At 68.5% G+C, this 12,940-nt stretch carries 11 protein-coding genes; 4 read left to right on the forward strand and 7 right to left on the reverse strand.

What is annotated here, in order from left to right; genetic code table 11:
* Positions 1–534: 534 nt before the first annotated feature.
* Both E1300_RS04825 and E1300_RS04830 read right to left on the reverse strand, forming a co-directional pair.
* Positions 535–2,250, reverse strand: coding sequence for an ATP-dependent helicase (locus E1300_RS04825; RefSeq protein ID WP_131755651.1), 1,716 nt, complete (start codon positions 2,248–2,250; stop codon positions 535–537).
* Positions 2,247–4,088, reverse strand: coding sequence for an ATP-dependent nuclease (locus tag E1300_RS04830; protein WP_165502679.1), 1,842 nt, complete (start codon positions 4,086–4,088; stop codon positions 2,247–2,249). The genes E1300_RS04825 and E1300_RS04830 overlap by 4 nt, the downstream gene beginning before the upstream one ends.
* A gap of 756 nt (positions 4,089–4,844) precedes the next feature.
* On the opposite strand from E1300_RS04830, the gene E1300_RS04835 reads away from it, so the two are divergent.
* The 3 genes from E1300_RS04835 to E1300_RS04845 all read left to right on the forward strand — a co-directional run bounded on the left by E1300_RS04835 (position 4,845) and on the right by E1300_RS04845 (position 8,147).
* The gene (locus E1300_RS04835; protein WP_131755653.1) at positions 4,845–6,128 is read left to right on the forward strand and encodes a helix-turn-helix domain-containing protein; all 1,284 of its coding nucleotides are present in this window, start codon (positions 4,845–4,847) and stop codon (positions 6,126–6,128) included.
* 160 nt (positions 6,129–6,288) lie between these two features.
* Positions 6,289–6,486, forward strand: coding sequence for a hypothetical protein (locus E1300_RS04840; RefSeq protein WP_131755654.1), 198 nt, complete (start codon positions 6,289–6,291; stop codon positions 6,484–6,486).
* A gap of 146 nt (positions 6,487–6,632) precedes the next feature.
* Positions 6,633–8,147 (forward strand): asparagine synthase, encoded by a 1,515-nt coding sequence (locus E1300_RS04845; protein WP_242618945.1) that lies wholly within the window; start codon positions 6,633–6,635, stop codon positions 8,145–8,147.
* Here E1300_RS04845 and E1300_RS04850 read toward each other — a convergent pair.
* On the reverse strand, positions 8,110–8,658 hold the full coding sequence (locus tag E1300_RS04850) for a GNAT family protein (protein WP_131755698.1): 549 nt from the start codon (positions 8,656–8,658) through the stop codon (positions 8,110–8,112). The genes E1300_RS04845 and E1300_RS04850 overlap by 38 nt on opposite strands.
* A 189-nt stretch (positions 8,659–8,847) precedes the next feature.
* On the opposite strand from E1300_RS04850, the gene E1300_RS04855 reads away from it, so the two are divergent.
* Positions 8,848–9,360 (forward strand): aldehyde dehydrogenase family protein, encoded by a 513-nt coding sequence (locus E1300_RS04855; protein ID WP_370784398.1) that lies wholly within the window; start codon positions 8,848–8,850, stop codon positions 9,358–9,360.
* Positions 9,361–9,375: 15 nt separating this feature from the next.
* On the opposite strand, the gene E1300_RS04860 is transcribed toward E1300_RS04855, so the two are convergent.
* The 4 genes from E1300_RS04860 to E1300_RS51290 all read right to left on the reverse strand — a co-directional run bounded on the left by E1300_RS04860 (position 9,376) and on the right by E1300_RS51290 (position 12,938).
* A complete protein-coding gene (locus tag E1300_RS04860; RefSeq protein WP_131755656.1) occupies positions 9,376–9,963 on the reverse strand; it encodes a TetR/AcrR family transcriptional regulator in 588 nt (195 codons plus the stop codon).
* Between the two features lie 148 nt (positions 9,964–10,111).
* Complete coding sequence (locus tag E1300_RS04865) at positions 10,112–11,692, reverse strand: class I adenylate-forming enzyme family protein (protein WP_131755657.1); 1,581 nt, start codon at positions 11,690–11,692, stop codon at positions 10,112–10,114.
* Between the two features lie 47 nt (positions 11,693–11,739).
* Positions 11,740–12,531 (reverse strand): ABC transporter ATP-binding protein, encoded by a 792-nt coding sequence (locus tag E1300_RS04870; RefSeq protein WP_131755658.1) that lies wholly within the window; start codon positions 12,529–12,531, stop codon positions 11,740–11,742.
* On the reverse strand, positions 12,528–12,938 hold the full coding sequence (locus E1300_RS51290) for an oligopeptide/dipeptide ABC transporter ATP-binding protein (protein WP_207399477.1): 411 nt from the start codon (positions 12,936–12,938) through the stop codon (positions 12,528–12,530). Before E1300_RS51290 ends, E1300_RS04870 begins: the two co-directional genes overlap by 4 nt.
* Between the last annotated feature and the right edge of the window lie 2 nt (positions 12,939–12,940).

A 12,940-nucleotide genomic window follows, 5' to 3' on the forward strand; every position in this document is an offset into this window, starting at 1 on the left:
GTCCCTGGCGGGTCCCGGACAATGGTGGACGAACCGCGCGCAGGTGACGACCGTTTTTGGCATGCTTGAACAGGACGTGTGACACGCCCCCGCTACCGGGCCGACACTCCTGCGAAAGGGGTGTCGGCTCCGGCCGGGTTCCCCAGTCATCGTCTTCCACGTGGCCACCTCCGCCATACTGCGCTGAGCCCGGTGGCGGGCACGGGGAGCGTAGCTTCCTCCCGAGGCTCCAGGCTCACGCTGGTGGACGATGCTGCGGGAAAGTCGTGTAACCGGGGTTGTCGTACGGTTCAGATGCGTCCGGCGACAGGCGTCCGTCGAAGTGGATGTCGAAGGCGTTGGGGCGGCTTCCCAGCGGACGACCCAGGGCCGCAATGCTGGACCATGCTCCGACAGGCACCCCTGAAGGCCTTCCAGAGCCTCAATTCGACCCGGGGCGCTTCAGTAGCCTCAACGAGTACGAGCATGGCGCTTGACCTGGACGGACGAGGTCTTCGGCAGGGACACCGCCCCGAGGACGGGCATTACATCGCCCTAGCTGATCACGTTGTGGCTGATCTTGAACTGCGTCAGCAGAGCGGTGATCTGGTCGGTCTCGTCCTCGCGGATGGCCAGTCCCAGTAGTCGCCGCGCGCGGGTGACCGCGACGTACATGATCCGGAGTTCCTCGTCCTTCGCGGGGTCCCCGCGGTGCCACCGGGTGGCGGTACCCGGCTCAGGAAGCATCAGGAGGACGGCGTCGGCTTGATCGCCCTTGACCTGGTGGACGTTGTCCATTCTCAAGCCGGTCTCCTGCGGGTGGTGCCTTCTCGGGACGGACGGTGCCCCACGGAGGTAGCCGCGAGTACCCTCAGGAGCAGCGCTCGCTGGTCGGGGCAGGTTCTTCATGGCCGCGTTGACGTCGCTGCTCCACTTCGGATGGGGGTGGGGGAGTGCGGCCAGAAAGGCGTAGCTCTTTCGGAGAAGGGTGCCGACATAAAGATCGTGTGCCTTGCAGATGGTCGAAACGCTGCCCGCCGAGTGCGGAAACCAGTAGGCGAGCAGGGTGGAGGCGGCCACGCGGCAAGCCTGGTCGAGCTTGTCGGCGTCCGCGGTGCCGGAGGCGATCACCTGATGAGCCCTGGCAAGACGGGTGATGGGGTTACCACCGCGCTCTGAGGAAGGGATGGGCAGCGTCGACCGGCGCCGGGCCGTGAGCAGGCAGGACGTGGCCGGTATGCCGATCTGGTTCGCGTGCTCGCAGAAGACCATTGCGGTGGGGACGCCGCTGGTGTGGAGGGCCTTGGCGCCTGTGCTGAACGCGGTCGGGAGGATGAGCACAGGTGGGTTGTCATGGTGCCCGGCGACGGACACATCCGGTGGACGCGCGCCCGTCCGAAGCGTAGCTGCGAGGGCGCAGATCGTCGGTGTGCTCCGGCGGTTGCCGGTGAGCTGGACCGTGGTGTCGAATTTGGCGGTGAAGTCGGCGAGGGCCTGCGGGTCCGCGTCTCGCCACCCGTAGATCATTTGGTCGGGATCGCCGACCACGGTGAGCTTCAATCCGGCCGTGTGGAGGACGTCCAGGATCGCGATCTCGGTGGTGGAGCAGTCCTGTGCCTCATCGACCACGATCTCAGAGAACCGGGAACGCAACGGAACCAGAACGTCATCCGGGCGTTTCTGTAGGTGCTGCCATGCAAGGACGCGGCTCTCATGGCAGGTGAGGTAGCCCTGGGTCTTGAGCTGGTTCCGGACCCGCTTCGCCTCGTTCTCCCAGTGCCGCCATGGCTTCTTGGAGCCAGAGAGCATCCGCTGTGTTGAACGATCGAGCGCGTGTTCGGGGATGCTCTCTACTCCGGTGCTGGGATCGAAGGTGAAGACGAAGGCATCGAGCGGCACCTTCCGATCCAGTTCGACCGTAGCGCGTACCGCCGACCAGGAGTCGGACAGCTGCCAGGCTCGATCGGCGGCAAGGTACGGGCACACGAGGAAGTCCCAGATGAAGGCGTCCATCGTCCCGATGAAGTGAGGGAAGCCCACCAGGTCGGGGCGTCCCTCGGCACGGCAGCGTTCGGCCATCTGATCGCGGGCCGTCCGGGTGAACGAGATCAAGGCTCGTCCTTGCCGCAGCGTCCCGGAGGGAAGCGCGAAGTGCCGGGAGACGATCACGTGGGTCTTGCCGGCTCCAGGGCATGCCGGGACGTACAGCGGAGCCAGCGCAGTGATCGCTCTTTCCTGCTGGACCTGGGCCGCCTGCTGCTCCCCAGTCATCGGGCGCCCTCGTCGTCTGCGTCCGGCCCGGTGATGAACTCGATCGCCTTGACCAGGTAGTCGGGCACGACGAAACCACAGCCGGGGACCAGCAGGTCGGCCAGTGCGTGCGCAAATTCCGGCTTCGAGATCGTGGAGCCTTTGGCCTTCTGGCTGAACAACTGGCCGAACGCGGTAGGCCGCTCAGCGTCCGGGGTCTGCCGGACTTCGTCCCAGCGACCGCTGGAATGGGGGGCGCATTCCAGGAAGGCATGCTTGAGGAGTTCCTCGTTTCCGGGCAGCACCAGCGCCGGCTCAAGCGTGGGGGCGGCGGCGAAAACCCCGAAATCGGTCATGCCTGCATCCTTGGCCATCTGGCGCGCTTCGCTGATGCGTGACGGCTCACCTGCTCCCGGTGCTAGGTCAGTGTCGGTGATGACCGCGACCCGCCGGGCCACCCGAACGCCCTCAACGGGCTTGATCAGAACCTTCAGGTAAGGGTCGAAGTTCACCCCGTCCACCTGGATGAGCGTCGTTCCGTGGAACCGTTCGATCGCCTCGCGGGCATGTCGTGCATCCTCTTCGTCCGCACCTTCTTCGGGCGTTAGGAGGAACTCGGCCAGAGCTGGCAGGAGCAGGGCCTCAGACATCCCCTCCACCAGCATGGCGCGGGGCCCGAACAACAGGGTGTTCTTCGTGACGTCCAGGTAGCGATCGAGTTCGCGCACCTGCTTGCGCTGCAGCCCGAGCTTGGCAATAGGAACTGCCTTCCCTGCCCATACCGCCGCTGCGGTCGCTCGCTGACGCGTCATCACCACGACGTCCTCCACACTGACCGCCGCCGACAGCACCGGTGAGTGCGTGGTGATGACGGCCTGGATGTGGCCGGCCGGAAGCGCTGGATCGGGATTGGCAGCGCGGGACATGTCCGCCCGGCGCTTCAAGTACCGCAGAAGCAGGGTCTGCAGTTGAGGATGCAGGTGCGCTTCAGGCTCCTCGACCAGAAGCAAAGTGAGATCGGCCTCGGCAGCGGTCTCCAACTCGGCCAGCACGGTCGCGATGAACAGTACGTTGGCGTAACCGAGCCCGGACGAGCGCACCGGATTCAACTCCTGTGCCCTGGCGTCGCCCAGAAGCATCCGCAGCGAGCGGGCGATCGACGCCAGGTTGGAATCGCTGGGCACCAACTCTGTCCGCTGGCGATGCGCCCCGGCGGTGATGTCGCTGAGCGGCCCGGTCACGTGGTCGCGCATCGAGACCAGTGCGGCGTCCTCGATAACCGGCGCCAAGTGCCCGTGGACGCGCTCGACGAACTCCGCGACCTTCTCCTTGCTCCCGAGCAGGGCCTCCAGGATCACCCGTAGCCGGGTACCGGCGCCCTCGCCAAGCTCCCGTACGGCATCTCGCAGGGCAGGCATGTGGACATGACGGACCGCCTGACGGAAGTCCGGTTCTCCCGCCAGTTCCCGTCCCGCACCGGCCGTCCAGCTGATCCGGCCGCGCCGCCGTCCCAGCAGCGGCGGCTCTGAAGTCAGGGACCAGGATGCGGCCCGTGCGCCCTCCTCGGAGGCGCCCTCAAGAAGCCCCTGGAGATAAGTGCCAGCCTGCCCGGGCAAGATGTCCTCCAGCCGGGCCGTCAGGTGCACATCGTCGTCAGCGGCGAAGCGGTTCCGGTCGGTCTCCTCAACCGGGGCGGGGCGACGTCCGTCAAGAGGTTCGGTGAGATGGCGCAGCGCCTCCATCACAGTCGTCTTCCCGGCGTTGTTCTCCCCCGTCAGGACGGTGACATAAGGGCGGAGCGGTACTCGGACGTCCACAAATGATCGGAAATTCTTGATCTGGATCTCGGAGATGAACAACGTCGACTCCCAAGCCGAGTGCGGATGACAAGTAGCCACCTGCCGAGTCCGCAAGGGAGCTCGTGATGACATGCGGGAGCGGCGTCAAGCCTAGAGCGAGGGATGACGCCTTCATGCGGAAGAACGACGCAATGGGGCAAGGTGGTCCGAAGATCCTTCGAAGGGGCTATAGGTATCCCGTCCGAAATGGTCGTTCGATGGCGACGTGCCGCTGGTAGCTGGCCTGCGCAAGGCCTCGCGGTGCGGAGCAGAGAACCTCTGGGCCGTTCACGGTAGGAGTCCTGGCCGTCACCTCATGCGCTTGCGAGGAGCCGGCTTGGGCATCGTCATGGACTCGACCAACGACATCGGCCGTCGCCGCGCTGAGCCCTGCCCCTGCTGAAAACCTCGTTCGGGCAGGTTAGGCGGGATGCCGGTACTCGTTGGAATGCCGAGCGTGCAGCCGGGCGGTCGAACTCCTGGTGGCATACGCCTCGATGGACGTCCCTTCGAACGGCCCCAGCGGGATGCCGCAGCAGCATTCTGAACCCCCATGTGAGCACCGAGGTAATAGGCGTACTGGAACGGGGACGAAGTGTCATTCTCGCGCAGATGCCCGGCTCCCACGACGAGGTCACGCCCTTCAGGAAGCGCGACCTTATCTTGCTGAGAGACTCGCAGCACTCCGCGGACACGTTCCTCAACCGGTCTACAGCCTCGGTTGTTCGTGGGTGCATGCTGGGAGGCCCCGTTTCCTCGTGCTGGTGAGGCATCGTCGTGGAGAAGGTGTTGGCGGAGCAGCCGAGCAGCGCGGTAGGTCAGGTGGTGCGGACGGCTCGGGTCGCTCGGGGCTGGACGCAGCGGCAGTTGGCGGACCGTTTGCATTGCTCGCCCTCGACGGTGTCGCGTCTGGAGACCGGCGTCCGGCAAGCGGTGGATGTGTCGACGTTGCGGAGGGTGGCGGCTGCTCTGCGGGTCGCTCCTGAGGAGCTGGGCATCGCGGCTACGGTGGCTGGTGGGATCCAGGTGGGAGATGATGTGCGGCGTCGCCAGCTGTTGAGCAGTCTCGCCGTCACTGCGGCGGCCGCTGCTGTGCCCGTCCGGCCTGTTGGGGCGGCCGAGGGGCTGCACTTGCCGAGCGTGCTGCTGGTGGGTCGGCTCCGGGACGCCATGCTCGGTACCGGTCCCGTCGGCACTGTGCCACCGCCTGCCGGGATGCGGGCGGCGCTGGTTCGTGCGGTGAAGGACTATGACGCCTGCAGGTATGACCGGCTCGCCGACACCCTGCCTGGCGTCATCGGCGCTGGGCACGCGCTCGGGGAGGTGGGGGCCGTCACGCTGGCCGAGGCCTACAACCTGGTGACCCGCATCATGATCAAGCTTGGGGATGAGCGGCTGGGCTGGGTCGCCGCCGACCGTGCCCGTGCTCTGGCCGAGACCACCGGTGCCGCGCTGGCGGCGGGGGAGGCCGCACGGAATCTGGCGGTGCTGGCACGCCGTGCGGGCTGGCACGACCAGGCGGCGCAGGTCGCGGTCAGTGCCGCCGAGGACGAGATGCTGCACGGGGATGACCCGGGGCGGTCCGCCGAGCGTGGGCTGCTGGTGATGTCGGCGGCCTACACTGCGGCGCACGCCGGCGACCGTGCGGGGATGCGTGAGCTGACCAGGCAGGCTGCCGCGATCGCCGCCGGGTTGGGGGAGCGGGTGCTGCTGCGCGAGCACGGCGGCGGGTTCGGCCCGGCCGCGGTGCAGTTGCATCTGATCTCTGCCGAGTACACCGCCGGGGACCCCGCGGCCGCGGTCGCTGCCGCCCGCGCGTTGTCGCCGCGGTCGCTGCCGACGGTGGAGCGGCAGGCCCGCTACTACACCGACCTGGCCCGCGCCTATGGCATGTGGGAGCGCCGGGACCAGTGCTTGCAGGCGCTGCTGGCCGCCGAGCGCATCGCGCCCGATGAGACCCGCGCCCGGCCCGCCGTCCGGGAGATGGTGTCGCAGTTGCTGGTGTCCGGTCGAACCTCCGCGCAGCTGCGCGGGCTGGCCGCTCGCTGCCGCATCCGCTGAGCCGCCCAACCGTCTTACGCAACCACAGGCATCGGCGTGAGGCGAGGCCGCGTGCATGAATCGCACACCGTGTGCCAGACCTGCACGCCCTGCTGGGCGGTGGCTTGGCAGCGGGAGACGGTGAAGCCATCGGCACCCCATGCAAGGAAGGGAACCCACCATGACCGTCACCGCGGCCGACCGCGTTCCGTCTCCGCTCGCGGCGTTCTGGGCGCCGCCGGAACTGGTACCGGACATCGCCGGGCTGTTCGACGGCGAGGCCCGCTACATCGTGCAGACGCCGCCGGTCCGTAACGACTACAAGAAGGCGTCCGGTTCGTCGGACGGCGCCAGGACCTACGACACCACCGCCACCTGACCCGCTGGAGCCCACACCGACCCGGGCCCGGCCGCCGACGGCCGGGCCCTTCATGAGCTCCCTCGCGGTGAAAGGAGTCTGTTGTGTTGACCCTGCAGATCGACCCGTACACCTCTGCGACGTGGCGATGGGATGGCGCCTGTTGGGTGACCGACGACGGTGCCAGCCGGGTGACCCCCTACCCGCACCCGATGGTGGAGCAGCTCGCCGCGACCGACGGCACCCGCACCGTCATCATCGTCCGCGAACGCGTGCCCGGTCGCGCCCGCACCCCCGCCGAACCTGTCACGGCATGTGACCTCGATGCCATCATCGCTCAAGCGCGGCGGTGGCCCGTCGACTACGCCCTGATCGAACTCATCCCGCACCGCCCGGTACGGGTCACCGCCGGAGCCGTCCGATCGAGCCCGCTGTTCCTGGCCCACCACGACGGTGTCCTGCACGGATCGTGGGACATGGCGGACCTGACCCCGCACGCCGGCGGCATCGATCCGCTGGAGGCCACCCGCCTGCTGATCTACCGGCCCCGCTACAGCACCGACACCCCGTTCACAGGCATACGCCGACTCACCGAACGCGCCACCGCCAGCTTCGGCGGCGACCTGGTCATCTCCTACCCCGATCCGGTCGTCCACGCCGAACCCCGCGACCTAGCACGAGGCGACGCCAATGGGGCGGACGTGCTCGCCGCGTTCGTCGCCGGCATCGACACCGCACTGGACGCCCGGCCGATCGATCCCGCCGCGACCGTCTGTCACCTGACCGGTGGATTGGACTCCGGCTCGATCGGGGCACGTGCCGCCTACCGCTGGCCGGGGCAGCTCAACACCGCCACGCTGATCGTGACCGGGCCAGGACGCCCGCACCAGATCAGACGCCGCGACGAGATGCGCGAACAGATCCCCTTCGGCCCCCGCGATCTCGCCTTGGACATCGGCGAGCGGCTGCTGTTCGGACCGGGCTGCGACCGCGTCCGCGGTGAGCTGGTCAGCCCCTACGACGAGCCCCTGTACGAGCTGTTCAGCGAGCTGAACGCGCAGATCGCCGCACTGGGCGCGAACACGGTCATCACCGGGTTGGGCGGGGACGAGATGGTCGCTGTCGGATCGGCCGAATCGGCGCGGGCCGCCCTCGACAAGGCCCAGAACTTCGACCTGCCGTGGCTGGGACCCCGGGCGCGGGCCGCGATCGAGTACGGCGACGTCGGGATCGCTCCGCCCGCCATGGCCGGAGGGATCACTCTGCTGGCGGCCGAGACGGTCGCGCCGCCGCTGCTACGCGCCCGACAGTGGCCGGTGCATCCGTTCACGCACCGAGCGCTGATCGAGCTGGGTGACCAGCTCCCGTTCCATTGGCGCGAGCTCAAGCAACTGCAGCGTCGTCACTTGGCCTCCTTCGGGCTCAGCCGCGACGCCTGCAACCCGGCCGTCCGGGAGAGCTTCGCCGAGTTCGTCGAGGAATCGCTCACCGTCAACGGGCTGCCGCTGTTGCAGCGCATCCTGCGAGACGGATCGCCGTTGATCGAGGAGGGTCTTGTGGATCCTGACGGCCTCAAGATCGCAGCCGCACAGCTGGACAGCACCTCCTACCGGGAGGACGTCCACTCCAAGCTGCTGGAGGTCATCACCCTCGACCGGGCGGCCCGGGCGTTCCTTGCCTGACCGCGTTCCCGAACCAGGCCGACAGATCCAGCCGCTCGGCCGGCCGCGCCATCATGTACAGCCGGGCATGGCTTCGCTGCTCCTTGCGCACCAGCGTGAACCCTTGCGTGAGGTTGTAGCGGGCCACCTCGGCGACCTGGCAGTGGCGCCGCACCCAGGGCACCCCCAGCCGGGCGGCGCGATCGACCGCCCACAGCGCCATGGCCGTTCCGGGCCGGCGGTGCCGCACCGCCGGATCGGTAATCGACCCCGACAGGTACAAAGCGGCCTCGGCGCGCTCGGCGTCGGTCCACCCCCAGGGCGGACCGACATCCTGAACCACCATCTGCCCGATCACTCCGAGTTCAGGATCGTCCAAGACCCACACGTCGCCATCCGGGTTCAGACACTGGGCGACCAGATCATCAGCCGCCTCACGCCAGGTCGCCTGGCCACGCCGCTCCATCCAGGCACAGCGAGACTCCACCAGTCGGGCGACCTGACCCTGGTCGACGGCCGTCGCAAGACGCATACGCACCGGCCCAGTGTGCGTCCGCAATCCGGCGCTCGTCGCCGAAACCGCGCGGACCGGCAGCCTTCTTGGCGCGGTGCCGGTTGAACAGCTTCTCACGCATGGCCCGGGCATCGGTCCAGCGAATGTCTGGGACGACACAGGTGGGAGATCGAGCGGATCCTGGCCTGGCTGCGCTGCTACCGCCGCTTGACCATCCGTTACGAACGCCACGGCCGCCTGTTCACCGCCTTCCTCACCCTGGCCGCCGCTCTGATCTGCTACAAGAAGCTCGCGGAACGGCGGATGAGGTGTGCGGCCACCCGGCCGGGCGGCCCTTTCGACGCGGAAGCGGACTACGGGCCGCTGAACAACGCGAATCACCTGCGCAAGGTCGAAACGTTCTTCGCCGACCTGCCCGAGCACGCGGAGGTCGTCATCGGGGGCCGCCGCCACGGTGACGCGGGGCTTCTTCGCTCCGACGATCGTCACCGACGTCCGCCGTACGGTCTCGCCGCGAGCGCGTGGACGCGCGACCACGGCACGGCCGACCGGCTGACCCGCGAGCTGGACTTCGGCTGCGTATGGGTCAACACCCACATCCCGTTCGTCTCCGAGATGCCCCACGGCGGATTCGGTGCTTCCGGGTACGGCAAGGACCTGTCGGGTTACGGGTTCGACGACTACACGCGGATCAAGCACGTCATGAGCGCCCACTACTGAGCACGACGGGACGCGTCAGGCGGCGGTGACCGGGAATTCCATCAGTCTCATGAAGTGGTGCAGCGCCTCGGTCTGCCGTTCGGGAGTCCACAGCTCCGGGTGCTCGATCGCGGAGAGGACGACTCCGCTCGTCCACAGGCGGATCAGATCCACGGTGGCCTCCATCTCGTACGGGCTGATGAAGTCCCGGATGGCGGTCCTGATGAGGTTCCGCATGCCGGGCTCCATGCGCGTCAGGTACTCCTCGATGGCCGGCTCGACGTTGCGGTGGCTGACCAGCGCGACGCGGGCCCGCTCGATGGCCATCGCCTCGTCGTCGATGGGGAGGAAGTAGCGGACGACGGCCTCGAGACGGTCGTGCGGGTCCTCGATCGCGGTCAGCCCCGTCTGGACGGTGCGGGCGTCCTCCAGGGTCTGCTCGATCATCCTGGTGAGCAGCGCCTCGCGGCTGGGGAAGTAGTGGGTGACCACTGTCACGGAGCCGCCGAGCCGGTCGCTCACCGCGCGGAGGGTGAAGTTGGCGAAGCCGGCGTCCCCCAGCACCCGGACGGCCGCGTTCACGATCTTCTGGCGCCGCTCGTCATGGTCGACGTGGATCGGCACTGCACCCTCCTGCGGCGGCTCGTTATACAACAGTAGTTACATAGTAGAGAGTGGTTGGTACGTGCTGGGGGACCACGCCGTACGGTACGGGCCGGGACCGGCCCGTGCTCGCGGCGGACGCGCCGTTGCCGTCCGCCGCAGCGGCGCCTCAGGATCTCGTGTCGACGACGCCCGGGTGCAGCGGCTCGGGCTCGTCCTTGAGCGCCGCTTTGTGAACCTTGCCGCTGGCGGTGTAGGGCAGTTCATCGCGGAACTCCACGTACCGGGGAACCTTGAACGGAGCTAGTCCTTCCCCGGCCCAGGCAGTGACCTGGTCGGCGGTGAGGTTCGCGCCCGGCTCGGGGACGATGATGACCTTGACCTCTTCCTCGCGGTCGGGGTCGGGCACGGGGACCGCGGCGATGTCGTAGACGCCCGGCATGCCGCCGATGTGGAGTTCGAGCTCGGCGGCGGAGATGTTCTCACCGCTGCGGCGGATCATGTCGCGGAGGCGGCCGCGGTAGAAGTGCTGGCCGTCGGAGTCCTTGACGGCGATGTCGCCGGTCCGGAACCAGCCGCCCGGAAGGAACAGCTCGGCGTTGACATCGGGACGGTTGTGGTAGCCCAGCATCATCCCGGGGCCGCGGAAGCACAGCTCGCCCGGCGTGCCGGCCGGGACCTCGTTGAACCGCTCGTCGACGACCTTGGATTCGCGGTTGGGGAAGCAGAATCCCATCGACCCGGTGCCCGCGAGGTCGTCGCGGTCGTAGGGGACCGCGGTGCCCGAGCCGATCTCGGTGCTGGCGTAGCACTCGCGGGCCCGGATCCCGAACCTTTCGAGGATCGGCGCGTACGCCTCGCCGGGCATGCCGGCGACGGGCGCCCGCCGCAGGGCCAGCGACGTGTCGCGCGAGTCCTCGGGGAACAGCAGGATGTCCTCGTCGATCCAGACGAAGTCGATGCGGTGGTCGTGCAGCCAGTCCATGAACTTGCGGCGGCTGAGGCCCGGCGTGATGAACAGCGCGCCGCCCTTGAACAGCGCCATCATCAGGTAGGCCTGGTTCTGCATGTAGTAGAAGGGGTGGTCGGCCAGGATCCGGACGGCCTCGGGGTCGAGTGCCGCGCCGTAGATGCCGAGTTCCGTCCAGTACTCGTGGGTCAGCAGGCAGCCTTTGGGCAGGCCCGTCGTACCGGAGGTGAACTGGATGTTGGTGACTTCGAGGGGGTCGATGTCGGTGCGGCGGGGGGTCGGGGGCGTGGCCAGGAGCTTGTCGTAGCTGAGCGTGGCCGGCTCGCCGCCTCCGATGGAGATGACGTGGTCGAGGGCGACGGGGCCGACGCGTCCGCTCCCGGTGTGGTTCTCGATCAGGTCGTGAGTGCCGACGAGCCAGGTGGCGCCAGCGTCGCCGAGCACGAAGTCGAGTTCGCGGGCGGTGTACTTCGGGTTGAGGGGGACGATCGCCGCGCCGGCCTCGACGATGGCGAGCCAGGCGACCGGGAACTCGATCTGGTTGCGGATGAGCACGCCGACCTTGTCGCCGGGCCGGACGCCCGCCGACTCCAGGCCGGAGCGCAGTCCGGTGACGGCGGCCCGGAACTCGCTCCAGGTCAGCGAACGCTGAGCCCCCTCGATCTCATGGAGCGCCAGGTGCTCCGGCCAGGCCTCCGCGGCGGCGTCGAGGGCGTCGGGAATGGTCTTGCCGCGCAGTGACTGCTGGTGGGGCGTCAAGCGGGCGTCGATATGCGTCATCAGTGGTCCTTGTGTCGGAGGAGGCAGGGAATCGATCGGCGGCCGGTTCAGGCCGTGCGGCGGCGCGGGCGCCAGCCGGGTCGCGGGACCGCGTCGATCAGGGCCTGGGTGTAGGGCTGCTGGGGTGAGTCGAGGATGTCGGCGGTGCGTCCGGCTTCGACGAGGCGTCCGTCCTGGAGGACGATGCAGGTGTCACTGACCTGGCGGACGACCCCCAGGTCGTGGGAGACGAACAGGTAGCTGATCGCGGTCTGCTCGCGGATGTCGGCGAGCAGGTTGAGGACCTGGGCCTGGACGCTGACGTCGAGTGCGGAGACGGCCTCGTCGAGGATCAGCAGCGCGGGTTCCAGTGCGAGGGCGCGGGCGATGGCGACGCGCTGGCGCTGCCCGCCCGACAGGGACTCGGGGTGCTGGCCGGCGTGCCGTTCGTCCAGGCCCACCGACTCCAGCAGCTCGGTGACCCGGGACGTGCGGTCGGCCTTGCGGCGCATCCCGTGCAGTTTCAGCAGTTCGTGCAGGCCCGATCCGATCGCCTGGCGCGGGTCGAGGGAGCCGTAGGGGTCCTGGAAGACCATCTGCACGCCGCGGTGACGCGCCCCCGCGGGCCGCGGGGCGTTCAGCTCGACGGTGCCCCCCGAGGCCGTCTCCAGCCCGGCGACGATCCGGGCTGCGGTGGTCTTGCCGGAGCCGGATTCGCCGACGACCGCCAAGCACGAGCCTCGCTCGACCGAGAAGCTGACGTCGCGCAGCGCCTCCCGTGCGCCGCCGGTGCGGCTATGGAAGATCTTGCTCAGACCCTTGACGTCCAGGACGAGATCAGAGCGGGTGTCGGCGGTCATGTGGCGCGCTCCATCAGCTGGTCCGCGATCTCCTCGACGCGGTGGCAGCCGACCGACCGGCCTTCGACGGTCCGGCGGTCCGGCCGCTCGGCGCGGCAGCGGTCGACGGCGAAGGGGCAGCGGGGTGCGAAGGGGCAGCCTTGCTCCGCCTCGTAGGCGGCGATGGGCCGTCCGGGGATCGCGATCGGACGACGGACCTCGGCGGTGGAGGGACGCGACTGCAGCAGGCCCGCGGTGTAGGGGTGCAGGGGCCGCTGGTAGATCTCGGCGGACGTCCCGGACTCGACGATCGTCCCGGCGTACATGACGGCGAGGCGGTCGGTGACGGCGGCGGCGAGGTCCAGGTCGTGCGTCACGAACAGCATCGACACGTTCCGGTCGCGGATCTGCTCCAGGAGGATCGCCATGA

This window comes from Actinomadura fibrosa (assembly GCF_900659615.1).
In the GTDB taxonomy this organism is placed as follows: domain Bacteria; phylum Actinomycetota; class Actinomycetes; order Streptosporangiales; family Streptosporangiaceae; genus Spirillospora; species Spirillospora fibrosa.

Excerpts from the sequence above, each read along its gene's own strand:
- E1300_RS04825 (WP_131755651.1), bottom strand. The coding sequence starts at position 2,250 with ATGACTGGGGAGCAGCAGGCGGCCCAGGTCCAGCAGGAAAGAGCGATC.
- E1300_RS04840 (WP_131755654.1), top strand. The coding sequence starts at position 6,289 with ATGACCGTCACCGCGGCCGACCGCGTTCCGTCTCCGCTCGCGGCGTTC.
- E1300_RS04850 (WP_131755698.1), bottom strand. The coding sequence starts at position 8,658 with ATGCGTCTTGCGACGGCCGTCGACCAGGGTCAGGTCGCCCGACTGGTG.
- E1300_RS04865 (WP_131755657.1), bottom strand. The coding sequence starts at position 11,692 with ATGACGCATATCGACGCCCGCTTGACGCCCCACCAGCAGTCACTGCGC.
- E1300_RS04870 (WP_131755658.1), bottom strand. The coding sequence starts at position 12,531 with ATGACCGCCGACACCCGCTCTGATCTCGTCCTGGACGTCAAGGGTCTG.
- E1300_RS51290 (WP_207399477.1), bottom strand. The coding sequence starts at position 12,938 with ATGGCGATCCTCCTGGAGCAGATCCGCGACCGGAACGTGTCGATGCTG.